Source organism: Streptomyces sp. MGP-P1, from assembly GCF_057766565.1.
Genome location: NZ_JBYMEM010000007.1, coordinates 2,689,743 through 2,712,788 on the forward strand (window position 1 = coordinate 2,689,743; position 23,046 = coordinate 2,712,788).

The window sequence follows — 23,046 nt, forward strand, 5'->3', positions numbered from 1 at the left end:
TTCCGCAGAAGGACACGTCCATGACGGCAACGCCCGATCTCGCCCCCACGCCGACGGTCGCCACCCCCGAACTCTTCCGCTCGATCTTCCGCCGCCACGCCGCGGGCGTGGCCGTGATCACCGCCGCGGGGGAGCGCCCGGTCGGCTTCACCGCCACCTCGCTGACCTCCGTCGCCGCCGAACCCCCGCTGATCTCCTTCGGGATCGGCACGTCCTCCTCCAGCTGGCCCGTGCTGTCCGAGGCCGCTCATGTCGGCGTTCACATACTCGGCGAGGACCAGCGGGAACTGGCCGCGACGTTCGCCCGCAGCGGAGCCGACCGCTTCGGCCCGTCGACCGAGTGGAGCAGTGGCCCCGAAGGCGTTCCGCTGCTCGCCGGCGTGTCCGCCTGGCTCGTCTGCCGCGTCGTGACCCGTGTCCCGGCCGGGGACCACCGCATCGTCATCGCCGAGGCGGTCGCGGGCGCGCCCTCCGGGACCGGTCGCCCGCTGGTCTACCACCAGGGACGGTTCACGGCTCTGCGAGACTGAGGGCGCGCACGCACAGGCCCGCCGCGTTGGCAAGGTCACAGTGCGCGGCGCTTGCCCAGGGGTAACAGACTGGGTGTACTGGCGAGTAATATCGGGCTCGGAGCCTCGGTCGTCCTGACCGGATCCGGCCCGATGAGGCGCCTATGCTGCGAGCAACAAGGCAGCCCGGAAATGACGATGCAGTAGGAGAGCCGGCGTGAGCTTGAGGATCGTTGTCTGTGTGAAGTACGTGCCCGACGCGACCGGTGACCGGCGTTTCGCCGATGACCTGACGTTGGATCGTGAGGATGTCGACGGTCTGTTGTCGGAGCTGGACGAGTACGCGGTCGAGCAGGCGTTGCAGATCGCTGACGGGGTGGACGATGCGGAGATCACCGTGGTGACGGTGGGTCCGGAGGATGCCCGGGACGCGTTGCGCAAGGCGTTGTCGATGGGTGCGGACAAGGCGGTTCACGTCGAGGACGACGATCTGCACGGCAGTGATGTGATGGGCACGTCGCTGGTGCTGGCGAAGGCTGTGGAGAAGGCCGGGTATGACCTGGTGGTCTGTGGGATGGCTTCGACGGACGGTGTGATGGGTGTGCTGCCGGCCCTCCTCGCGGAGCGGCTGGGTGTGCCGCAGGTGACGCTGTTGTCGGAGGTCGCGGTGGACGGGGGTGTGGTGACGGGGCGGCGTGACGGTGACACCGCGTCCGAGCGGCTTCAGGCCTCGCTCCCGGCGGTGGTGTCGGTGACCGACCAGTCCGGTGAGGCCCGTTACCCGTCGTTCAAGGGGATCATGGCGGCGAAGAAGAAGCCGGTGGAGTCCTGGGATCTGGATGATCTGGGGCTGGAGGCGGACGAGGTCGGTCTGGCGGGTGCGTGGACGGCGGTCGATTCGGCGACGGAGCGTCCGGCGCGGACGGCGGGCACGATCGTGAAGGACGAGGGTGAGGGCGGCCGTCAGCTCGCCGAGTTCCTCGTGGGCCAGAAGTTCATCTAGGCCGTATGTCCTTCCCCGCTGTTTCTCTCTCTCGTCATTTCTCGTCTGGAGTGCGTTGTCATGGCTGAAGTTCTTGTTCTGGTCGATCATGTGGACGGTGCGGTCCGCAAGCCCACCCTGGAGCTGCTGACGCTGGCCCGGCGTATCGGTGACCCGGTCGCGGTGGCGCTGGGTTCCGGTGCCGGGGCCACCGCCTCCGTGCTGGGTGAGCACGGTGCGGTGAAGGTCCTGACCGCGGATGCCCCGGAGTTCGGTGACTACCTGGTGGTGCCGAAGGTGGATGCGCTGCAGGCGGCGTTCGACGCGGTCGGCCCGGTGGCGGTGCTGGTGGTGTCCTCGGCGGAGGGCAAGGAGATCGCCGCCCGCCTGGCCCTGCGGGTCGGTTCCGGGATCATCACCGATGCCACCGATGTGGAGGCCGGTGAGCAGGGTGTGGTCGCGACGCAGGCGGCGTTCGCCGCGTCGTTCACGACCAGGTCCCGGGTCTCCAGGGGTGTGCCGGTGATCACGGTGAAGCCGAACTCGGCGCCCGTGGAGCCGGCCGCCGCGGCCGGCACGGTGGAGGCCCTGTCGGTGTCGTTCGGTGGGACGGCGACGGGTACGAAGGTGACGTCGCGGACTCCGCGTGAGTCGACGGGCCGCCCGGAGCTGACGGAGGCGGCGATCGTGGTCTCCGGCGGCCGTGGCGTCAACGGCGCGGAGAACTTCCCCCTCATCGAGGCGCTCGCCGACAGTCTGGGGGCCGCTGTGGGTGCGTCGCGTGCCGCGGTCGACGCGGGCTGGTACCCGCACACCTCCCAGGTCGGGCAGACGGGCAAGTCGGTCTCGCCGCAGCTGTACATCGCTTCGGGTATCTCCGGCGCGATCCAGCACCGGGCGGGGATGCAGACCTCGAAGACGATCGTCGCGATCAACAAGGACGCCGAGGCCCCGATCTTCGAGCTCGTCGACTACGGCGTCGTCGGCGACCTCTTCACCGTCGTGCCCCAGCTCACCGAGGAGATCAACACCCGCAAGGGCTGACCCCCCTGACGAACACCCCGCCGCGGGCCGCACGGTGAACCCCACCGCGCGGCCCGCGGCCGTTCCGGGCGACCATTGACGCAGGTCGAGTGGCCTTATAACTTCACTATACGGATTGTTGATTCCGGGAAGCGGAAACAACGAGAGCGTGGAGGGTATGGTCATGGGTCAGCAGGAGAAGGTGGCAACGAGCCTCGCCGGTGCGGTCAGCGAGGAGATCAGCGCCTCCCTCACGGCGGTCGACGCGGAACTCGCCCGCCGATACCCGGGTGATCCCGGCACCCGCCAGCCCGTGCACACCGTCTACGTACCCGGCGACGTCTTCGAGCCCGGCACCCTGCGCTCCTGGGGCGACCAGGCGCTGGCCGCCCTCGACGAACACGCCCCCGACGCCGCTTCCTTCGCCGCCGTCCTCGGCATCCCCGAAGAACTGGCGGGGCCGGTGTACGACCGCGTACGCGCCAAGCTGGACCGCGAACCCGTCGAGGATCTGCGCATCGACTTCGAGGACGGCTACGGCCCCCGCCCGGACGCGGAGGAGGACGAGGCCGCCGCCCGCGCCGCCCGGCTGGTCTCGGAGGCGTACGCGAACGGCACCGCGGCCCCCTACATGGGCATCCGGATGAAGTGCATGGAGACCGGCGTCCGCGACCGGGGCATCCGCACCACGGACGTCTTCCTCAGCGGCCTGACGGCGGCCGGCGGTCTGCCCGAAGGGCTCGTGCTGACCCTCCCGAAGGTCACGTACCCCGAGCAGGTCACCGCCTTCGTCCAGCTCCTGGAAGCCTTCGAGAAGGCGCACGGCCTCGACGCCGGACGCATCGGCTTCGAGATCCAGATCGAGACCAGCCAGTCGATCCTGGCCGCCGACGGGACCGCCGCGGTGGCCCGCATGATCGACGCCGCGCGAGGCCGGGCGACCGGACTGCACTACGGCACCTTCGACTACAGCGCCTGTGTCGGGGTCAGCGCCGCCTACCAGGCCAGCGACCACCCGGCGGCCGACCACGCCAAGGCCGTCATGCAGGTCGCCGCCGCGGGCACCGGCGTACGGGTCTCCGACGGCTCGACCAACGTCCTGCCCGTGGGCCCGGCCGGCCAGGTCCACGAGGCCTGGCGGCTCCACTACGGCCTCACTCGTCGCGCTCTGGCCCGTGCGTACTACCAGGGCTGGGACATGCACCCCGGCCACCTGCCGACGCGCTACGCGGCCGTCTACGCCTTCTACCGGGAGGGCCTGGAGCCGGCCGCCGCCCGGCTCGCCGCCTATGTGGCCAAGGCCGGCGGCGACGTCATGGACGAGCCCGCCACCGCCAAGGCTCTCAGTGGCTACCTGCTGCGCGGCATCGACTGCGGCGCGCTCGACACCGCCGAGGTGGCCCGGCTGACCGGCCTGACCCGCGCGGACCTGGAGGCCTTCGCCTCGCCGCGCCGGGGCGACCTGACGGTCACGGCTCCGTAGGGGGCGTCAGCGGTGTGCGCGCCCCGACGGGACGGTCCCTCCCGCCGGGGCGCTCCGGCGTGCCCCGGCTGCCGTGAACGATCCTCCGGGACGTGTCCTCGGGGGAGGCCGGGGCCCGGGCCGCCCTCAGGCGTCCCGGCGTGCGGCCGCCCCGCCGCGGGCGCGGTAGGCCCGCATCTTGTGCCGTGCGCCGCACACGTCCATGTCGCACCAGAGACCGTTCGACGACGGTGCCCGGTCGTAGAAGACCCAGCGGCACTCCGGGGCCGCGCAGGCCTTGAGACGGGTGGCGTGACGCCCGGTCAGGCCGTGTGCCAGGAGGGCTTCGAGCACCGGGCGTACCACCTCCGCCACCGCACCGCCGGAGGCCGGCCGCAGGGCGAGCGTGCCGTCGGGGCGCACGGCGGGAGCACCCGCGACCGCGGCGATGAGCCGGTTGAGAGCGTCGACCGCCTCCGGTGAGGTCCGCTCGACCAGAAAGGCCCGCACGGTCTCCCGCGCCTCCGTGAGCGAGTCCAGCTCTCCCTGATCGGCCGGTGCCGGGAAACCGTGCGCGCCGAGCCACCGGGCAGCCGTCTCCGGCCGGGCGAGATCGTCCTCGTCGTGGAGGTGAGTGGCCGTGTTGCAGAAGTCCTCGACCAGTTCGAGTTCCGCGGGCGCAGGGTTCCGTCGCATGACCACCACTCTAACAAGGTTACCGACAATGCGCTGTAGCTGGTAACGTCGTGGTCCGGCAGGGGTCCCCCCTCCCAACCGCAGGCCAGGAGGCGCACCATGAACGGGAAGCTGACCAGGACGTTCGAGACTCCGGACGGGGCGGTCCGTTGGGACGTGCTGGGGGAGGGGGAGCCGGTGGTCCTGCTGCACGGCACCCCGTTCTCCTCGCTCATCTGGCGCGACATCGCCCCGGCCCTCGCCCGCGATCACCGCGTCCACCTCTGGGACCTGCTCGGGTTCGGACAGTCGGAGCAGCGCGACGGGCAGGACGTCGGCCCGGCGGCGCAGGCGAAGGTCTTCACCCGGCTCCTGGAGTACTGGGGGCTGGAGCGCCCGCGCGTGATCGCCCACGACATCGGCGGGGCCGTTGCCCTGCGGGCGCTGCTCCTGCACGGCGCGCGGTACGCGGACCTCACCCTGGTGGACGCGGTGGCCAGCGGGGAGTGGGGCACCGGGTTCTTCCGGCTCATCAGGGAGAACGCGCACGTCTTCGAGCAACTCCCCGGCTACGCCCACGAGGCGCTGGTCGAGAGCCATCTGCGTCACGCGACGCACACCGGCTACCGGGCGGACGTCCTGTCCGCCCATGTCGATCCGTGGCGCGGCGAGCGCGGCCGGGCCGCGTACTACCGCCAGTACCGGCAGGCCGAACAGGCCGCGACCGACGAGTTCCAGCACCTGCTGGGGGACGTTCCGGTGCCGACCCGGATCATCTGGGGGCGTGAGGACCGGTTCCTGCCGGCGCCCTTCGCCGAGCAGTTGCACGCGCTGATCCCGCACTCCGAACTGCACTGGATCGAGGGCGCGGGCCATACGGTGCAGGAGGACGCCCCCGCACAGCTGTTGGCCCTGCTGACCAGGGAATTCCGGCGGCCCGGCGCCGGGGTCTGACCACGCCCCGACGGGCGCCGCCCCGACGTGCGGTCCGCACACCTTCGTGACGCGGTCGTGCGCCCCCGTGCGGGCGGCCGCGCCCGACGGGCCTCAGGCGGGGGGCAGTTCGCCCGAGCCGCGGGGGATCAGCGTCGTCGGCAGTTCCACCCGCGCCGTGGCGTGGTCCGCCCCGTCGAGGCGGCGGAAGAGGTGCTCGGCGGCGGTCCTGCCGACCGCCGCGGCGTCCTGCGAGATCACGGTGATGCCGAGCAGGTCGGCCAGCTCGATGTCGTCGAACCCCACGAGCGCCACGGGCCGCTCCCGTTCCGCGATCACCCGGACCGCCGTCACCGTCACCCGGTTGTTGCCCGCGAACAGCGCGGTGACCGGCTCGGGTCCGGAGAGCATCCCCTCGGCGGCGGCCCGCACCCGCTCCGGCTCGGTGGAGCCGAGGGAGACCCAGCCGTCCTCGACGGTGATGCCCGCGTCCAGCATGGCGACGTGGTAGCCGCGCAGCCGCTCGGTGGCCGTGTGGATCCGCGGCTGGTCGCCGATGAACCCGATCCTGCGGTGGCCGTGCGCGATGAGGTGCGCCACGCCCTCCCTGGCCCCGCCGAAGCTGTCGGAGAGCACCATGTCGACGTCCACGTGGCCCGCCGGGCGGTCCACGAAGACCGTCGCGATGCCCGCCTTGATCTCCGGCTCCAGATAACGGTGGTCGTCGCCCGCGGGGATCACGATCAGACCGTCCACCCGGCGGGCGCACAGCGCCAGCACCAACTCCTGCTCCCGCTCCGGGTCCTCGGCGCTGGAACCGTTGATCAGCAGCGCGCCGTGTGCGCGGGCGACCTCCTCCACCGCGCGGCTCAGCGGACCGTAGAACGGGTCCGCCAGATCCTCCAGGACCAGTCCGATGGATGCCGTACGGCCCTTGCGCAGCACACGGGCGCTGTCGTTGCGTCGGAAGCCGAGCGCGTCGATCGCCTCCTGCACGCGGCGCTCGGTGTCCGGTGTGACGCCGGGCTCGCTGTTCACCACCCGGGAGACCGTCTTCAGGCCGACTCCGGCGCGGGCCGCCACGTCCTTCATGGTCGGCCGGTTGCCGTAGCGGGTCTCGGAATGACGGGCGGTCCGGTCCACGTGCGCTGTCCTGTCGTCGGATTACGGGCGGGGCTGCGGTGCTCCGGCCGGCGCCGAGCGGGGCCCGGTGGGGCGCCGCGGGGGTGATCGGAGGCTGTGGCGTCGAGCATAGGCCCTTGACAACGTTGTCAAGGGCATGGAGACTGTGCAGACTGTGGACGGAACCCGCAGGTCCCGCCCCTTCACTGATCCGGAGAGCACACACCGATGCATACCGACCTCGTCGCCGCGCTCGACATCGGCGGCACCAAGATCGCCGGCGCGCTGGTGGACGGCGACGGATCCCTCCTCGTGCGGGCGCAGCGGCCGACGCCCGCCCGGGAGGGCGCCGAGGAGGTCATGGGCGCCGTGGACCAGGTGCTGGGCGAGCTGATGGCCTCGCCGCTGTGGGGTCGCGCCGGCTCCGTCGGCATCGGCAGCGCCGGTCCGGTGGACGCCGCCGCCGGCACGGTCAGCCCGGTCAACGTCCCCGGCTGGCGGGACTTCCCGCTGGTGGAGCGCGTGCACAAGACGGCGGGCGGACTGTCGGTCGCCCTGGTCGGCGACGGGGTCGCGATGACGGCCGCCGAGCACTGGCTCGGCGCGGCCCGGGGCTACGACAACGCGCTGTGCCTTGTCGTGTCGACGGGCGTCGGCGGCGGCCTCGTCCTCGACGGTACCCCGCGGCCCGGCCCCTCGGGCAACGCCGGGCACATCGGCCACATCAGCGTCGACCTGGACGGCGACCTGTGCCCCTGCGGTGCGCGCGGCTGCGTCGAGGGCATCGCCAGCGGCCCCAACATCGCCCGCCGCGCGCTGGAGAACGGCTGGCGGCCCAGGCTCGACGGCGACGCGACAGCCGCCGCGGTGGCCGTCTCCGCCCGCGCCGGAGACCCGGTCGCCATCGCCTCCTACGAGCGTGCCGCCCAGGCGCTGGCGGCCGGCATCGCCGCCACCGCCACCCTGGCGGACCTCGACATCGCGGTGGTCGGCGGGGGAGTGGCCGGGGCCGGCGACGTGCTCTTCGTGCCGCTGCGCCGCAGCCTGCGCGACTACGCCACGCTCTCCTACCTCCGGCGGCTGACCGTGGCGCCCGCCGTGATGGGCAACGACGCGGGTCTGGTGGGGGCCGCGGCGGCGGCCATCGCGCTGCGCTAGGCCCTGGCGTCGAACTCCCGCCCGCCCTCCGGGCGACGACAGGAGTTCGGCGACAGGGCCCGGCGGACCCCGGCGACAGCTTCCAGGGGCGCCCGGTTCGTCAGGCCGGGCGCCCCCTGGGTCACGTTCCGAGCGCCCTGCCCGGCCCCCGATCGCTCCGGACGACCGCATCCGGTCAACGCCGTCGCCGCCGCGGGGTTTCCGCGGCAGGGTGTTGCGGGCAAGCCACAGGGGGCTACGGAAGAGGGGGAACCGTGATCGTCTGGATCAACGGTGCGTTCAGTGCGGGCAAGACCAGCGCCGCGAGCGAACTGATCGATCTGATCCCGAACAGCATGCTGTACGACCCGGAGGACACCGGCGCGGGGCTGCGCGGCCTGCTGCCGCAGAAGAGGCTCGCCGAGGTCGACGACTTCCAGGAGCTGCCGATCTGGCGGCGGCTCGTGGTGGACACGGCGGCGGCGCTGCTCGCCGAGGTGCCCGGGGTGCTGGTGGTGCCGATGACCCTGCTGCGGCAGGAGTACCGCGACGAGATCTTCGGAGGGCTCGCCTCCCGGCGCATTCCCGTGCTGCATGTGGCGCTCTCACCTGAGGAAACGATCCTGCGAAGCCGGATCGCGGGCCGCGAGGAGTTTCCCGGCGACGAGGAGCAGAGCGAGCGCGTGCGCCGGTGGGCGTACGAGCACATCGGCCCGTACCGCGACGCCCTCGACTGGATCGCCGAGGACGCGCACGTGGTCGACAACAGCGCCCTCACGCCCCGTGAGACGGCCGAGCGGATCGCGGACGCCCTGCGCACGGGGAACGCCGCGCCGTGCCCGATCGTCCAGAGCCCGGAGCCGACCGCCGAGACGGTGGCCGCCGGAGTGCTGCTCTTCGACGAGCGGGACCGGGTGCTGCTCGTCGACCCCACGTACAAACCGGGGTGGGAGTTCCCCGGCGGGGTGGTGGAGGCGGGCGAGGCTCCCGCGCAGGCCGGGATCCGTGAGGTCGCCGAGGAGATAGGCCTCCGCCTCGACCGGGTCCCCACCCTGCTGCTCGTCGACTGGGAGTCGCCCTGCCCGCCCGGCTACGGCGGGCTGCGCTTCCTCTTCGACGGCGGCCTGTTGCGCTCCGAGGACGCCGGCCGGCTGCTGCTGCCCGGCTCCGAGCTGCGCGGCTGGCGCTTCGTCACCGAGGAGGAGGCCGCGGGGATGCTGCCGCCCACCCGGTACGAGCGGCTGCGCTGGGCCCTGCGGGCGCGCGAGCGGTCGACCGTGCTGAACCTGGAGGCGGGGGTGCCGGTGGGCTGAGCGGGGCCCGTTGGCCGCTCACGCGCCGTTGGCCGCTCATCCCCGTCGGCCGCTCACGCGCCGTTCGCCGCCGCGTCCATCGCCGCGGCCGCGTTCTCGGTGAGCGGGTCGCCGTGACCGAAGCAGACGGTACGGGGTGCGAGCGCGGCCAGTCGCCGGAACGTGTTGGCCGCCCCGGCCCGGTCCACGTTGAACACGCCGAGCATCACACGCCGCTCCACGGAGGCGACGGTGTCCCCGGTGAACAGCACACCGTGGCGCGGCAGATGGAGCGCGATGGAGCCCGCCGTGTGACCGGGTGCGTGGACCACCCGTGCCCCGTCCCCGAACGGCAGCACCTCGCCGCCGGTTACCTCGCGGTCGACCCGGGTGGGCGGGGCGTCGGGGCACGTCAGCCCGTGCTCCCACAGCGGCAGTTCCCAGTCCAGCAGGTCCGGTTCCGGTACGGGCAGTTCGCCCCGTACCACCGGGGCGTCCAGCGCGTGGGCGATGATCTCGGCGCCGTGCCGGTCCGCCAGCTCCCGCGCGGCCCCGTAGTGGTCGCGGTGGCCATGGGTGATGACGATGCGCCGGATCCCGGCAGGGTCGAGGCCGAGCGTGCGGATCGCGTCCTCGATCGCGGCGGCCGACTCGACGTCACCCGCGTCGACCAGGGTCAGCTCCGTCCCGCCCGTCCCGCCCGTCCCGCCCGTCCCGCCCCTCCCGTCGTGCCAGAGGTAGGCCTGACCGATCCGGAAGCGGAACATGTGCAACTGGGGGAGTACCTCGACGAGATCCATGCGGCGAACGTACGCAGCGACGGACGTCCGCCGCACGGATCTACGCTTCGGGCGACTTCGCCGAGGGCGTAGGGCGGCCCGGGCCTCCCCCGAGGGCAGCCGTGGGCGGGGTCAGACCTTCTTCGACTCCGCGTAGTTCCGCAGGAACAGCGCCTCGGCGACCGACATCCGCTCCAGCTCCTCGGGCGAGACGCTCTCGTTCACCGCGTGGATCTGCGCCTCGGGCTCGCTCAGCCCGATCAGCAGGATCTCCGCCTGCGGGTAGAGGCCCGCCAGCGTGTTGCACAGCGGGATAGAGCCGCCCATCCCGGAGGACTGCATCTCCTGGCCCGGGTACGCGTCCCGCATCGCGTCCGCCATCGCCGTGTACGCCGGGCTGGTCATGTCCGCGCGGAACGGCTGGCCCTGGCCCACCTGTTCCACCCGCACCCGCGCACCCCAGGGGGCGCGGGACTCCAGGTGGGCGGTGAGCAGCTTCGTCGCCTCGGCGGCGTCCTGGCCCGGCGGCACCCGCAGACTGATCTGCGCCCGCGCGCTCGCCTGCACGGACGGCGTCGCGCCGACGACCGGCGGGCAGTCGATGCCGATGACGGTGACGGCCGGGCGGGCCCAGATCCGGTCCGCGACCGTGCCCGTGCCGATCAGCTCCACCCCGTCCAACACCTTCGCGTCCTGCCGGAACTCCGCCTCCGGGTACTGGAGCCCGTCCCAGTCCGCGTCGCCGGTCAGGCCGTCGACCGTGGTCGTCCCGTCCTCGGCGCGCAGCGAGGCCAGCAGCTGGATCATCGCGGCCAGCGCGTCCGGGGCCGCGCCGCCGAACTGCCCCGAGTGCAGGTTCCCCGCAAGGGTGTCCAACTGCACCCGCAGCATCGTCATCCCGCGCAGCGTCGCGGTGACCGTCGGCAGTCCGACCCGGAAGTTCCCGGTGTCGCCGATGACGATCGTGTCGGCGGCCAGCAGCTCCGGGTGCGCTTCCGCGTACCGCTCCAGACCACCGGTGCCCTGCTCCTCGGATCCCTCGGCGATCACCTTCACCGAGACCGGGACGCCGCCGTTCGCCTTGAGGGCGCGCAACGCCAGCAGGTGCATGATGAACCCGCCCTTGCAGTCGGCCGCGCCCCGGCCGAACCAGCGGCCGTCGCGCTCGGTCAGTTCGAACGGCGGGGAGATCCACGCCGACTCGTCCAGCGGCGGCTGCACGTCGTAGTGCGCGTAGAGCAGCACGGTCGGAGCCCCGGCCGGACCGGGCAGGAACCCGTAGACGGACTGCGTGCCGTCGGGGGTGTCCAGCAGGGCGACGTCCGTGAACCCCTCGGCGCGCAGGGCGTCGGCGACCCACCGTGCCGCGCCCTCGCACTCGCTCCTCGGGAACACCGCCGGGTCCGCCACCGACTGGAACGCCACCAGCTCGGCCAGCTCCTCCCGGGCGCGTGGCATCAGCGAGGCGACGGTCTCGGAAATCGGACGGGCGGTCATGGGCACGCTCCTCGTGGGTGCGACGTTAGGGATAGGGCGCGGTGTGTACGCGACCGTGTGCGACGCCGTCGGTGAGGCGACGCATGTACGACGAAATCATGGCCGATCCTCCCACAGGAGGGCTGGGCCGGAACGCGCCGTAGGATGCCGTGAGCAGCTTGGGGCCACTGGTCGGATCAGGAGCAGAAGCACATCGTGAGCAGCGAGAACGCAGACGCCGGACGTGAGCCGGAAGAGTCGCCCGTGTGGGATGTCGTCGTGGTCGGCGCCGGACCGGCCGGCGCATCGGCGGCGTACGCGGCAGCCGTGGCGGGCCGGAGAGTCCTGCTGCTGGAGAAAGCGGAACTGCCGCGCTACAAGACCTGCGGCGGGGGAATCATCGGTTTCTCGCGGGACTCCCTGCCGCCGGGGTTCGAACTGCCCCTGAAGGACCGCATCCATGCGGTCACCTTCTCGCTCAACGGCAAGCTGTCGCGCACCCGCCGCTCCCGGCGCATGCTCTTCGGGCTCATCAACCGCCCGGAGTTCGACGCCGGTCTGGTCGAGGAGGCGCAGAAGGCCGGAGCCGAACTGCGCACCGGGGCATCGGTGGTGCGGGTCGAGCAGCACGGTCCGGCCGTGCCCGACCGGCGGACGGTCGCCGTGGTGCTGGCCGGCGGCGAGACGGTGCTCGCCCGGGCGGTCGTCGGCGCGGACGGCAGCGCCGGCCGGATAGGAGCCCATGTCGGGGTGAAGCTCGACCAGGTCGACCTCGGCCTGGAGGCGGAGATCCCGGTCCCGGCCACCGTCGCGGAGGACTGGGCGGGCCGGGTGCTCATCGACTGGGGCCCGATGCCCGGCAGTTACGGCTGGGTGTTCCCCAAGGGGGACACCCTCACCGTGGGCGTCATCTCGGCGCGCGGCGACGGCGCGGGCACCAAGCGGTATCTGGAGGACTTCATCGCCCGCCTCGGCCTCGCCGGATTCGAGCCGGCCGTCTCCTCGGGCCATCTCACCCGCTGCCGCAGCGACGACTCGCCGCTCTCCCGCGGCCGGGTCGTGGTCTGCGGGGACGCCGCCGGACTGCTGGAGCCGTGGACCCGCGAGGGCATCTCCTTCGCGCTGCGCTCGGGCCGGCTCGCGGGGGAGTGGGCGGTCAGGATCGCCGAGTCGCACGACGCGGTGGACGCCCGCCGTCAGGCCCTCAACTACGCCTTCGCCATCAAGGCCGGTCTCGGCGTCGAGATGGGCGTCGGCCGCCGCCTGCTCAAGCTGTTCGAGCGCCGCCCGGGGATGCTGCACGCGGTGCTGACCGGCTTCCGCCCGGCGTGGAAGGCGTTCGCAGGGATCACCCGGGGGACGACGTCGCTGGCCGAGCTGGTCCGTACGCACCCGCTGGCGCAGCGGGCGCTGTCCGCGAGGGACCGCTGAGGTCCCACCGTGCTTCTCGGGGCGCCGCTCCGCCCGGCCGGGGCGGCGGCGCCCCGACGTCGTACGGGGCGGGTCAGCTCGCGACCGTGATGCGGAAGACGGGGTGGTCCGGGCAGGCCGCCAGCAGCTCGGCGTCGGTGGACTTCGCTGTGATCCCCTGGAAGTACTGGTTGACCTCCCAGCCCCACCGCTCCAGATAGGCCCGGATGATCCGGGCCTTCTGCGCGTCGTCGGCGATCTCCACGGCGGTGAAGCTGTTCACCTTGCGCCCCAGCCGCAGCTCCCCGCCGCCCGCGACGCGCATGTTGCGTACCCACTGCGAGTGTCCCCGGGCCGAGACGACGTACCGCTCGCCCTCGAAGGCGTGGGCGTTGACCGGGAGGCGCTGCCACTGTCCGCTCTTTCGCCCGCGCACCGACAGCTCGGCGGATCCCATCAGGCTGATACCGCGTCGGGCCAGCCATCCGACGATCCTGTTGAGACGTTCGGCGGAGGCGCTCGCCCGGAGGTAGTAGGGCTGCTGCGACATGGATGACTCCCGCGTTATTGGGAGAGCGGTGCTCTCGCTTGAGATCAGTGTGCACGGGGTGCGACTGCAAAGCAAGAGCACTGCTCTGGTTATTGGTCGGTGCTCCTTGCGCGTGGCAGACTGATCGCATGAGCACCATCCGAGGGGCCCGGGAACGCGCCCGCATCGAAGTGACCGCGGCCATCAAGGACGAGGCCAGGAAGCAGCTCGCGGAGGAGGGGGCGGCGAAGCTCTCGCTGCGCGCCGTGGCCCGCGAGCTGGGCATGGTCTCCTCCGCGCTCTACCGCTACTTCCCCAGCCGCGACGACCTGCTCACCGCAATGATCGTCGACGCGTTCGACGCGATCGGCGTGGTCGCGGAACGGGCGGCGGGGGAGCGGGCAGGGGCGCTCCCGCCCGCCGAACGCTGGATCGCGGTGGCCTGTGCCGTACGGGAGTGGGGGCTCACGCACCCTCATGAGTACGCCCTGATCTACGGTTCGCCCGTACCCGGCTACATCGCCCCGATGGACACGGTGGGGCCCGCGTCCCGCGTGGGCCTGGTCTTCATCGATATCGTCCGTGCCGCGTTCCGGGCCGGGGACCTCGCCGTGCCCGCCCTCGCCCCGGGCTTGCGTTCCGACGCGGAGCGGATGGCCGCCGAGTTCGCCCCGGACGTGCCTCCGGCCGCCGTGGCGGCCCTGGTCGCCGCCTGGGCCCAGCTGTTCGGCCTGATCTCCTTCGAGCTGTTCGGCCAGTTCAACCGGGTCGTCGAGGCGCGCGAGCCGCTGTTCCGGCAGGCCGCGGGCGACCTGGCCCGCTCGGTGGGCCTGCGCGCGGTCACGCCGTAGGTCGTGTCCGTAGGGCCGCCCTTCCCCGGCGGCGTACGCCCCACGGGGCATGGGGGATCACCCCGCACGGCCGACGCCCCCGCACCCGTCCGCCGTCCGGGGCCTCCCGGACGCCCGGGCCCGAGAGGTGGCCCGCCGGTGTGGCTGTCCGGCGCGCGTTCCGGGTCGGACTCGCGCTGCTCGACTCCGACCCGGGCCCGGACCGCGCTCACCACCCGGCGCCCATCAGGTGACCGCGGAGTCGTCCGTCCAGATCCGGGCCACCGAGCGGTCGCCGCGCAGCGTGACGGCGGTGAGCGGCAGCCGGTTCCAGAGGGTGAGGTAGAGCCCCTCCGCCGTACCGCTCAGCTCGCAGTCGAAGCCGTCGCCCGGCTGGGTCCCGGCCTCCGACCGCACGGCCCGGGGCGGATCCTGGGAGATCCGTACGGTCCAGGCCGCCTCCGTGTCCACGGCTCGCACCCGCAGCGTCCGGGGCTTCTTGGAACGCACCTTGCTCTTGGGCCGGGCGTGGAACCCGGTGAGGAGCTCGTCGATGCCGTCGACCGCTCGGTCCGCGGACACCGGGGTCAGCGGACCGCCGAGCGCCGACTCGGCGTCCACACGGTGCACGGTCGTCTCGTGGAGCTGGCGGCGGGACCAGAACGCCAGGGGCGAGGTGGCCGGCATGAAGGTCCAGCAGTCCAGGTCGGCGGGGGCTTCCTCCAGGGAGCTGACCAGATGGCGGTGCCCCTCGCGGAACCAGTCCAGGAGTGCGGCGCCGTCGAGGTCGGGTTCGCCGCCGTTCGGCTGGTAGGTGGTGTGGGCCTCGGTGACGAACGCCGCCGCCCAACGGTGCACCATGCCGGTGTGCCGCAGGAGATGACGTATCTGCCAGCCGGGACAGGTCGGGACCGATGCTCCCGGTCCGGCCCGCTCGGCGGCGGCCGCCAGCAGCCGCCCTTCCTCGGACAACGACGCGATGTGCTCGGCGATCTGCATGGCGGCGATTGTGCCAGGCCCCCTGTTCGGGCGTCAGACGCCCTGCGGGTGCGCGGAACCGGCCGCCCCGGCCCTGCGCACCAGGCGGACGAACCAGCCCAGGGCCAGCGACTGGACGAGGACCGAGACCACCAGGCCGAGCACCAGGAACCACCCGGGCCCGCCGGCCTCGGCGCCCGCCAGGGAGCCGCCGAGGAAGAACAGGAAGACGGTCGGGGCCGCGAGGAGGAACAGCCAGACGCCGGAGAACGAGGCGTCCTCGTGGGCGACGAACAGGGTGTCCGCGGCGACGAACAGCGTCGCCGCGAGCACCAGCGCGAGGTAGATCAGGGAAGCGGGGTTGCGGAAGGTCAGCCGGACCAGGGTGTTCAGGTGCGGGTGGTCGGTCAGGCGCTTCATGGTGTGCTCCCCTGCTTCTCGCTCTGCCTCTTGCTCGGTCGAGGCTTCCATCGTGGGCCGGGGGAGCGGTTCCTGCCTGAGTACGGCTACTCAATCGACCATGTGTGCGGGTGATCAGGTGTGCGCGTCCGTCGTCGCGTTGCGCGCTCCGTAGCCCAGGGCGGCGGCCGCCGCGGCCAGCAGGGCGACCGTCGTCAGGGCCAGCGGCAGCGAGAACCAGTCGGCGAGGAAGCCGATCGCGGGCGGGCCGAGCAGCATCCCGCCGTAGCCGAGCGTCGACGCCGCGGCGACTCCGCTCGGTCCCGCGAGTTCGCCCGCACGCCCCACCGCGACGGGGAAGATGTTGGCGAGCCCGAGGCCGGTGACCGCGAACCCGGCCAGCGCCAGCCAGGTGGTCGGCGCCAGTGAGCCCAGCAGCATTCCGGCCGACGCCGTTACGCCGCCGAGGACGAGGGTGCGGGTCTGGCCCAGCCGTTCCAGGAGCAGGGTCCCGGTCAGCCGGCCCGCCGTCATCGTCAGGGCGAACAGCGCGTAGCCGGCGGCGGCGAGCCCGGGGTGTGCGCCCAGGTCCTGTTCCAGGTGCAGCGCGCCCCAGTCGGCCAGCGCCCCTTCCCCGTACGCCGTGCACAGGGCGATCACGCCGAAGAGCACGACGACGCGGCGGGCCCGGGGCGACAGCCGCTGCTTCGGCGCTTCCCGGTCGACCGGCTGAGGAGCGGCGGGGGCCGGGCGGTGGCGCAGCAGGGCGGGCCCGGCGAACGCGGTGACGAGCAGGCCTGTCCCGGCCAGCAGGAAGAGGTGCGTGGACGCGGACAGGCCCCCCGCGACCAGCCCGCCGAGCCCGGCGCCGACCATGCCGCCCAGACTGAACGCCGCGTGGAAGCTCGGCATCACGGGCCGGCGCAGTTCGGCGACCAGGTCGACGGCGGCGCTGTTCATCGCCACGTTCATCCCGCCGTACGCCGCGCCGAACACCAGCAGCACGAGGCCGAGGGAGAGCGCCGAGTGGGTCTGGGCGGGCAGGGCGATGCTCAGGGGAAGCAGGACGCCGCAGACGACGGTGACGGCATGGCTGCCGTAACGGCGGCACAGTCGGCCGGTGAGCATCATGGTGATGACCGCCCCGGCGGAGACGCCGAGCAGGGCGAGGCCGAGGGTGGAGGCGGAGGCTCCGGTCTGCTGCTTGATGGCCGGGATACGGACCACCCAGCCGGCGAAGAGGAACCCGTCGAGGGCGAAGAACACGGTCAGCGCGGTACGGAGGCGGGCCGGCGAGGGTGGGGCGGTGTCTCCGCCGGGTCCCCCGGGTAGGGCCGTCCGCAGTTTGTTTAGTTGCGGCACAAACTCAGCATAGGGGCGCTCGGGCGACGGGCGCAACACCGCTGCACGCCGTACGTCGCGGGGGCCCGGCCGTGGCCGGTACCGGGTCCCCGGGCAGGCCCTGGGCGTCCGGGGCGCCTTCGGATCATGGGAGACTCGCCCCCATGAACGGCAAGGCGACCACCACCCGGACGAAGTTGGAGAGGGGCCGCAGCGCGCTCGGGCCCGCACTGGAACTGGTCCACACCGGACGCGCCCCCACCCGGGCCGTGCTCACCTCCGAACTCGGCGTCACCCGCGCCACCGCCGGGGCGGTCGCCGCGGAACTGGAGGCACTCGGGCTGATCCGGGTCGACTCCAGCCCCGGGTCGGCGGCCGGATCCCAGGGCCGCCCCTCGCACCGGCTGTCCGTCCTGGAGACCGGCCCCGTCGTCCTCGCCGCCCAAGTGCACGCCGACGGCTTCCGGGCCGCGCTCGTCGGGCTCGGCGGCCGGATCGTCGCCACCTCGCCGGGCTGCGTCGCGGTGATGGCCGACCCCGCGCAGGTCCTCGGCGAGGTCGTGGAAGCGGGGGCGGGGCTGCTGCGCGAGAGCGGGCTGCGCTGCGTCGGGGCCGGGCTCGCGGTGCCCTCCGCGGTCGCCGAGCCGGAGGGCACCGCCCTCAATCCGCTGCACATCGCGTGGCCCGCCGGCTCCCCGGTCCGCGACATCTTCGCCGCCTGCGTACGCGAAGCGGGCATCACCGGGCCCGCGTTCACCGGCAACGACGTCAACCTCACCGCGCTGGCCGAGCACCGGCACGGCGCGGGCCGCGGCGCCCAGCACCTCCTGTGCGTGGCCACCGGCCACCGGGGCGTCGGCGGGGCCCTCGTCCTCGACGGCCGCCTGCACAGCGGGAGTTCGGGTCTCGCGCTGGAGGTGGGGCATCTCACCGTGAACCCCGAGGGGCGGCCCTGCCACTGCGGCGGGCGCGGCTGCCTCGACGTGGAGACCGACCCGCTGGCCTTCCTCACCACCGCCCGCCGCGAACCGGGTCCCGAGGAGTCCCTCCTCAAGCAGGCCGGAAACCTGCTCCGTACGGAGTACGACGACCCCGCCGTGCGGCACGCCGCCGAGGCGCTGATCGACCGCCTGGGGCTGGGACTGGCCGGACTGGTCAACATCCTCAACCCGGACCGGATCATCCTCGGCGGGCTCCACCGCGACCTGCTGGAGGCGGACCCGGAGCGGCTGCGCGCCGTCGTCGCCGACCGGAGCCTGTGGGGGCGCAGCGGCAGCGTGCCGATCCTGCCGTGCACCCTGGCCCACAACAGCCTGGTGGGCGCCGCCGAACTGGCCTGGCAGCCGGTCCTCGACGACCCGCTCGCGGCGTTGGCCTGACGCCCGCAGGTCCCCGCCGTCGGCGCGTTCACCGCTGCCGCTCGAGCGGCGCGATCGGTGAGGACGCGCCGGGCCGCCCTGCCGCACGCCGTCGACCCGGCCCGGAGCGCTCCCTTTCAGCCGACCACGGCCGACCGGGCGGGCACCGCCACGAGGTCGTCGGGGGCGATGGTCACGGCCCCGAACGGCCCGTCGGTCATCGACCCGTAGACCGCGAGCGGTGGCAGGGTCGAGGCGCCGGTGGCCGCGGGCAGGGTGAACCAGACGGCCTTCCCGGCCGAGCCGATCGGCCGCACGCCCCAGCTCTCGCTGACGGCGGCGATCAGGGCCAGACCCCGGCCCGACGTGGCGAACGAGTCCGCCTCGTTCACCGTGGGCAGGCGCGGGTCGTGGTCGTGGACGGAGACCGTCAGACGGTCGAGCAGCAGCTCGATGTCGACGGTGCATGACTTGTCCGGCTGTGCGTGCCGGTGAACGTTGGTGAGAAGCTCGGTGACGCCCAGGGCCGCCTGGTCGATCAGAGGATCGAGATGCCAGTAGCGCAGTTGCGCCGAAATGATTCTGCGGACCTGACCGATCCGCGACGGCAGGGCCTGGAGCTCCACCGTGCAGTGCCTGCTTGGCTCGCTGATCACGGCTGCGACTCCCCGAAATAGGTCCGGAAGAAGAGAAGAAGAACGAACGGAGCCGGCGGACGACTGACTGCCGAATCCGCTCTGCTCTTGTCGTGTCTGCTCGTGTCGCGCGATCCGGTCCGTGGAGCGGATCACTCTGTCACCGAGGGTGCACCTTCAGTGACATGGGACCAGCGTGGCCCAGGGGATACAGCTCCGCAACTCGCGGCGGAGCCCGGCGGCCCGCGAACCGGCCCGCCGGACCCGAGCCGGTGGTCAGTCCCGGCGGCCGCGCGCGTGGCGCAGAGCCTCCAGGAAGCGCCGCAGCGGAGCCGCCCCGTCGCGCCTGCGGCTGCGCTGCCCCATCGTCAACCGGTAGCGCACCCCGTTCACCCGGGCGATGACGGAATCGGCCGCGATGAACCACCATTTGCGGGCGCTGACCGAGCCCACCGGGGCGCTGTCGATCTCCCGCCCGTTGCTTGTGAGCAGCGACAGCCGCCCGTCCTTCACCACCACCTGACCAGCCCTGGTCAGCGACCTGGTGAACCGCTCGATCCTGACCCCCGAAGCACTGAACTCGACGTCCGTCATGGCGGATTCGCCCCCCTTCGACACCACACCCTGCTGTGCAGTGTGCCCCGGCGCGGGCCGGATCGCCAGAGGGCCCGGCAGCACGACGGGCTCTCGCCCGCTCCGCCCGTCGCCGCCGCCCCCGCGGGCGGTGGTCAAAGGCAGCGCTATGGGCCATCAAAGTGACCGTTTGCGCAGGTGGGGTGCATATCGTGGAGGCGCCAGCATCGGACCGACGACCAACAGGAGCAGGCCCATGGACACCAGTGAGCACGCAGCCGGGCACGGGGCCAGGGCGACCGTGGACGTCGACCGCAGCGACCCGGAGTACCGGGCCTGGCTGAAGGAGGCCGTACGCAAGGTCCAGGCCGACGCGAACCGTTCCGCCGACACCCACCTGCTGCGCTTCCCGCTGCCCGAGGCATGGGGCATCGACCTCTACCTCAAGGACGAGTCGACGCACCCCACCGGCAGCCTCAAGCACCGCCTCGCCCGCTCGCTCTTCCTGTACGGGCTCTGCAACGGCTGGATCCGGCCCGACAGGCCGGTCATCGAGGCGTCCAGCGGTTCGACGGCCGTGTCGGAGGCGTACTTCGCCAAACTGATCGGCGTCCCGTTCATCGCCGTGATGCCGCGCACCACCAGCCCGGAGAAGACCCGGCTCATCGAATTCCACGGCGGGCGGTGCCACTTCGTGGACGACTCGCGCACCATGTACGAACAGTCCGCGGCCCTCGCCGCCGAGACCGGCGGGCACTACATGGACCAGTTCACCTACGCGGAGCGCGCCACCGACTGGCGCGGCAACAACAACATCGCGGAGTCGATCTACCAGCAGCTGCGCCTGGAGCGCTACCCGGAGCCCGCCTGGATCGTCGCCACCGCCGGGACCGGCGGCACCTCGGCGACCATCGCCCGCTACGTCCACTATCTCCAGCACGACACCCGCATCTGTGTGCCCGACCCGGAGAACTCCTGTTTCTTCGACGGCTGGACCAACCACGACCCGCTCGCCACGAGCGACCGCGGCTCGCGCATCGAGGGCATCGGCCGCCCGCGCATGGAGCCCAGCTTCGTGCCCGGCGCCATCGACCGCATGATGAAGGTGCCCGACGCCGCCAGCGTCGCCGCCGTCCGCGCCCTGGAGCGCGCCATCGGCCGCAAGGCGGGCGGGTCGACGGGCACCGGACTGTGGAGCGCGTTCAAGCTGATCGCCGAGATGGTGGAGCGGGGGGAGCACGGGAGCATCGTCACGCTGCTGTGCGACCCGGGCGACCGCTACCTGGACAAGTACTACTCTGACTCGTGGCTGGAGGAACAGGGCCTGGACATCGCCCCGTACACCGCCGCCATCGACGACTTCCTCGCCACCGGAGGCTGGCCCTGCTGAGGGCCGCGCCGGCCGCACGGCTCAGGGCGTCGTCGCCAGCCGCGCGTCCAGGCGGCGCACGGCGTCCCGGAAGGACCGGCCCACCCCCGCCCGCGCGAGGCTCAGCACCAGGCGGAACAGCCCCGTCCCGTCGGCGGCGAAGGTCCACTGCACCCGGGTACCGGACCCCTCGGGGGTGAGCCGCCACTCCTCCAACAGGGCACGGAGACCCGGCGCGTTGGACTCGTCGGCCCGGTAGGCGTAGCACGTGTCCGGTTCGGCGGCCACGATCGTCTCGCGGAACCGGACCCCGCCCCGCAGCCGTACCTCGCGGCCCGCCCCCTCATGGGTGGGCGTGGCCAGGGTGACGGCGGTGAACCAGGACGGCCACGACGCGACATCCTCGGCGAGCGCGCGGTACACCACACCCACGGGCGCGGACACCTCGGCGGCGAACACCAGACGAATCGGCGCGGAATCGACGAACTCCCGTCCCACGGTGCGGAGTAGGCGTGCCATCGCGTGCACCTCCCGGCGGTCTGCGGCGTGTTGGGCCGGGCACACCCTAGCGGCAGGACCGTCAGTTGTCTGTACCACTGCCGGCCGTCGACGCACGCCGTTTCTCCTCGGCCCCGGCAGCCTCGGCGATGTTGCGAGCCATCCCGCCGAACACCACCGAATGGAAGGGCCACACGCTCCACCAGTACACGTGGCCGAACAGCCCGCGCGGATGGAACAGGGCGCGCTGCCCGTACACCGTCCGGCCCCGGTCGTCGCGGCGCACCGACAGCTCCAGCCAGGCCAGGCCCGGCACCCGCATCTCGGCCCGCAGCCGCAGCAGTTCGCCCGGCAGGATCTCCTCCACCCGCCAGAAGTCCAGCGAGTCGCCCACCCGCAGCCGCTGGGCGTCCCGGCGGCCGCGCCGCAGCCCCACCCCGCCGACGAGCCGGTCGAGCCAGCCGCGCACCGCCCAGGCCAGGGGGAAGGAGTACCAGCCGTTCTCCCCGCCGATGCCCTCGATCACCCGCCACAGCGCGTCCGGCCCGACCGGCACGGTCAGCTCCCGGTCGTCGCGGTAGAGACTGCCGCCCGCCCAGTCCGGGTCGGTGGGCAGCGGGTCGCTCGGCGCGCCGGGCACCGAGGCGTTGGACCAGCGGGTGTCGACCCGTGCCTCCTGGATCCGCTTCAGGGCCAGACGCAACGCCCGGTCGAAGCCGATGGGCCCGTCCGGCGGATCGGGGACGTACTCCTTGATGTCGTGCTCCCGGCACACCACCTCGTGCCGCAGTGATTCCGTGAGCGGCCGGGCGATGGAGCTGGGCACCGGGGTGACCAGACCGACCCAGCGGCTGGAGAGCGTCGGGGTGAGGACCGGCACCGGCAGGATCAACCGTCGCCGCAGCCCCGCCACCCGGGCGTAGTGCTGCATCATGTCCCGGTACGTCATGACGTCCGGGCCCCCGATGTCGAAGGCCCGGTTCACCTCCTCGGGCAGCTTCGCGCTCCCCACCAGATACCGGACGACGTCCCGTACGGCCACCGGCTGGATCCGGGTCCGCACCCAGCTCGGGGTGATCATCAGCGGCAGCCGCTCGGTGAGATACCGCAGCATCTCGAACGAGGCGGACCCCGAGCCGATCACGATCGCCGCGCGCAGTACCGCCGTCGGCACCCCGGAGTCCAGCAGGATGTGCCCCACCTCGGCCCGTGAGCGCAGATGCGGCGACAGGTTCCGCTCCGGCACCCCGGCCGGGGTCAGCCCGCCCAGGTACACGATCCGGCGCACCCCGGCCGCCCGCGCCTGTTCGCCGAAGGCCCGGGCCGCCCTGCGATCGGTCTCCTCGAAGTCCGCGCCGGAACCGAGTGCGTGCACCAGGTAGTACGCCACATCGACGTCCCGCGCCGCCTCCGCCAGGGACGCGGCGTCGGTGACATCGCCGCGCACCACCTCGACCCGGTCGGCCCAGGGATAGTCGCGCAGCTTCTGCGGCGTTCTGGCGAGGGCGCGCACCCGGTATCCCGCATCGAGCAGAGCGGGCACCAGTCGGCCGCCGATGTAACCGGTCGCCCCGGTCACCAGAGCGCGCGGAGGCGAGCTGTCGGGGCCGGCGAGGCCGTCCGGGCCCTCGGCGGGCCTCAGGTCGTCGGAGCCGCGGTCAGAGGTGTCGTCAAGATCCGTCACCTGTCCGAGTGTGGCACCGGAGGGCCGGTACGACCGGTCGGGGGGCTCCGTA

23 protein-coding genes are annotated in these 23,046 nt (G+C 72.7%); 11 read left to right on the top strand and 12 right to left on the bottom strand.

Features of this window, described 5'->3' with window-relative positions:
• The first annotated feature begins 20 nt into the window (after positions 1-20).
• The 4 genes from AC3CH1_RS33720 to AC3CH1_RS33735 all read left to right on the top strand — a co-directional run bounded on the left by AC3CH1_RS33720 (position 21) and on the right by AC3CH1_RS33735 (position 3,997).
• On the top strand, positions 21-530 hold the full coding sequence (locus AC3CH1_RS33720; RefSeq protein ID WP_488466339.1) for a flavin reductase family protein: 510 nt from the start codon (positions 21-23) through the stop codon (positions 528-530).
• Between the two features lie 196 nt (positions 531-726).
• Positions 727-1,512: an electron transfer flavoprotein subunit beta/FixA family protein gene (locus tag AC3CH1_RS33725; RefSeq protein ID WP_488466340.1), complete on the top strand. Its 786-nt coding sequence runs from the start codon at positions 727-729 to the stop codon at positions 1,510-1,512.
• A gap of 60 nt (positions 1,513-1,572) precedes the next feature.
• Positions 1,573-2,535 (top strand): electron transfer flavoprotein subunit alpha/FixB family protein, encoded by a 963-nt coding sequence (locus AC3CH1_RS33730; RefSeq protein WP_488466341.1) that lies wholly within the window; start codon positions 1,573-1,575, stop codon positions 2,533-2,535.
• Between the two features lie 163 nt (positions 2,536-2,698).
• Positions 2,699-3,997 (top strand): DUF6986 family protein, encoded by a 1,299-nt coding sequence (locus AC3CH1_RS33735; protein ID WP_488466342.1) that lies wholly within the window; start codon positions 2,699-2,701, stop codon positions 3,995-3,997.
• 126 nt (positions 3,998-4,123) lie between these two features.
• Here AC3CH1_RS33735 and AC3CH1_RS33740 read toward each other — a convergent pair whose 3' ends face one another.
• A complete protein-coding gene (locus AC3CH1_RS33740; RefSeq protein ID WP_488466343.1) occupies positions 4,124-4,672 on the bottom strand; it encodes a CGNR zinc finger domain-containing protein in 549 nt (182 codons plus the stop codon).
• A 99-nt stretch (positions 4,673-4,771) separates the two neighbouring features.
• Here AC3CH1_RS33740 and AC3CH1_RS33745 point away from each other — a divergent pair, with 99 nt between their 5' ends.
• Positions 4,772-5,605: an alpha/beta fold hydrolase gene (locus AC3CH1_RS33745; protein WP_488466344.1), complete on the top strand. Its 834-nt coding sequence runs from the start codon at positions 4,772-4,774 to the stop codon at positions 5,603-5,605.
• A 93-nt stretch (positions 5,606-5,698) separates the two neighbouring features.
• On the opposite strand, the gene AC3CH1_RS33750 is transcribed toward AC3CH1_RS33745, so the two are convergent.
• Positions 5,699-6,727 carry a LacI family DNA-binding transcriptional regulator gene (locus AC3CH1_RS33750; protein ID WP_488466345.1) on the bottom strand — a complete coding sequence of 343 codons (1,029 nt, stop codon included), beginning with the start codon at positions 6,725-6,727 and terminating at the stop codon, positions 5,699-5,701.
• A 207-nt stretch (positions 6,728-6,934) separates the two neighbouring features.
• Between AC3CH1_RS33750 and AC3CH1_RS33755 the strand changes: the two genes are divergently transcribed.
• Positions 6,935-7,864, top strand: coding sequence for an ROK family protein (locus tag AC3CH1_RS33755; protein ID WP_488466346.1), 930 nt, complete (start codon positions 6,935-6,937; stop codon positions 7,862-7,864).
• Positions 7,865-8,118: 254 nt separating this feature from the next.
• A complete protein-coding gene (locus tag AC3CH1_RS33760; RefSeq protein ID WP_488466347.1) occupies positions 8,119-9,156 on the top strand; it encodes an NUDIX domain-containing protein in 1,038 nt (345 codons plus the stop codon).
• 53 nt (positions 9,157-9,209) lie between these two features.
• Here the strand turns inward: AC3CH1_RS33760 and AC3CH1_RS33765 are convergent, their stop codons facing one another.
• Complete coding sequence (locus tag AC3CH1_RS33765; protein WP_488466348.1) at positions 9,210-9,935, bottom strand: MBL fold metallo-hydrolase; 726 nt, start codon at positions 9,933-9,935, stop codon at positions 9,210-9,212.
• A gap of 111 nt (positions 9,936-10,046) precedes the next feature.
• Complete coding sequence (locus tag AC3CH1_RS33770) at positions 10,047-11,411, bottom strand: M20/M25/M40 family metallo-hydrolase (RefSeq protein ID WP_488466349.1); 1,365 nt, start codon at positions 11,409-11,411, stop codon at positions 10,047-10,049.
• Between the two features lie 195 nt (positions 11,412-11,606).
• Between AC3CH1_RS33770 and AC3CH1_RS33775 the strand changes: the two genes are divergently transcribed.
• Positions 11,607-12,821: a geranylgeranyl reductase family protein gene (locus AC3CH1_RS33775; RefSeq protein ID WP_488466350.1), complete on the top strand. Its 1,215-nt coding sequence runs from the start codon at positions 11,607-11,609 to the stop codon at positions 12,819-12,821.
• A 73-nt stretch (positions 12,822-12,894) separates the two neighbouring features.
• Here AC3CH1_RS33775 and AC3CH1_RS33780 read toward each other — a convergent pair whose 3' ends face one another.
• Positions 12,895-13,350 carry a nitroreductase family deazaflavin-dependent oxidoreductase gene (locus AC3CH1_RS33780; protein WP_488466351.1) on the bottom strand — a complete coding sequence of 152 codons (456 nt, stop codon included), beginning with the start codon at positions 13,348-13,350 and terminating at the stop codon, positions 12,895-12,897.
• A gap of 128 nt (positions 13,351-13,478) precedes the next feature.
• Between AC3CH1_RS33780 and AC3CH1_RS33785 the strand changes: the two genes are divergently transcribed.
• Positions 13,479-14,180 carry a TetR/AcrR family transcriptional regulator gene (locus tag AC3CH1_RS33785; protein ID WP_488466352.1) on the top strand — a complete coding sequence of 234 codons (702 nt, stop codon included), beginning with the start codon at positions 13,479-13,481 and terminating at the stop codon, positions 14,178-14,180.
• 225 nt (positions 14,181-14,405) lie between these two features.
• Here the strand turns inward: AC3CH1_RS33785 and AC3CH1_RS33790 are convergent, their stop codons facing one another.
• The 3 genes from AC3CH1_RS33790 to AC3CH1_RS33800 all read right to left on the bottom strand — a co-directional run bounded on the left by AC3CH1_RS33790 (position 14,406) and on the right by AC3CH1_RS33800 (position 16,802).
• A complete protein-coding gene (locus AC3CH1_RS33790; protein WP_488466353.1) occupies positions 14,406-15,158 on the bottom strand; it encodes a maleylpyruvate isomerase family mycothiol-dependent enzyme in 753 nt (250 codons plus the stop codon).
• 33 nt (positions 15,159-15,191) lie between these two features.
• Positions 15,192-15,557 carry an SCO4225 family membrane protein gene (locus AC3CH1_RS33795; RefSeq protein WP_488466354.1) on the bottom strand — a complete coding sequence of 122 codons (366 nt, stop codon included), beginning with the start codon at positions 15,555-15,557 and terminating at the stop codon, positions 15,192-15,194.
• 114 nt (positions 15,558-15,671) lie between these two features.
• Positions 15,672-16,802 (bottom strand): MFS transporter, encoded by a 1,131-nt coding sequence (locus tag AC3CH1_RS33800; RefSeq protein ID WP_488466355.1) that lies wholly within the window; start codon positions 16,800-16,802, stop codon positions 15,672-15,674.
• Between the two features lie 239 nt (positions 16,803-17,041).
• On the opposite strand from AC3CH1_RS33800, the gene AC3CH1_RS33805 reads away from it, so the two are divergent.
• Complete coding sequence (locus AC3CH1_RS33805; RefSeq protein ID WP_329359025.1) at positions 17,042-18,256, top strand: ROK family protein; 1,215 nt, start codon at positions 17,042-17,044, stop codon at positions 18,254-18,256.
• A 116-nt stretch (positions 18,257-18,372) separates the two neighbouring features.
• On the opposite strand, the gene AC3CH1_RS33810 is transcribed toward AC3CH1_RS33805, so the two are convergent.
• Positions 18,373-18,891: an ATP-binding protein gene (locus AC3CH1_RS33810; protein ID WP_488466356.1), complete on the bottom strand. Its 519-nt coding sequence runs from the start codon at positions 18,889-18,891 to the stop codon at positions 18,373-18,375.
• A 255-nt stretch (positions 18,892-19,146) separates the two neighbouring features.
• Positions 19,147-19,464, bottom strand: coding sequence for a hypothetical protein (locus tag AC3CH1_RS33815; protein WP_026290322.1), 318 nt, complete (start codon positions 19,462-19,464; stop codon positions 19,147-19,149).
• A gap of 235 nt (positions 19,465-19,699) precedes the next feature.
• On the opposite strand from AC3CH1_RS33815, the gene cds1 reads away from it, so the two are divergent.
• Positions 19,700-20,833, top strand: coding sequence for an L-cysteine desulfhydrase Cds1 (gene cds1, locus AC3CH1_RS33820; RefSeq protein ID WP_488466357.1), 1,134 nt, complete (start codon positions 19,700-19,702; stop codon positions 20,831-20,833).
• Positions 20,834-20,854: 21 nt separating this feature from the next.
• Here the strand turns inward: cds1 and AC3CH1_RS33825 are convergent, their stop codons facing one another.
• Complete coding sequence (locus AC3CH1_RS33825) at positions 20,855-21,331, bottom strand: SRPBCC family protein (RefSeq protein ID WP_488466358.1); 477 nt, start codon at positions 21,329-21,331, stop codon at positions 20,855-20,857.
• Positions 21,332-21,392: 61 nt separating this feature from the next.
• On the bottom strand, positions 21,393-22,952 hold the full coding sequence (locus AC3CH1_RS33830; RefSeq protein WP_488466804.1) for an SDR family oxidoreductase: 1,560 nt from the start codon (positions 22,950-22,952) through the stop codon (positions 21,393-21,395).
• Positions 22,953-23,046 lie beyond the last annotated feature (94 nt).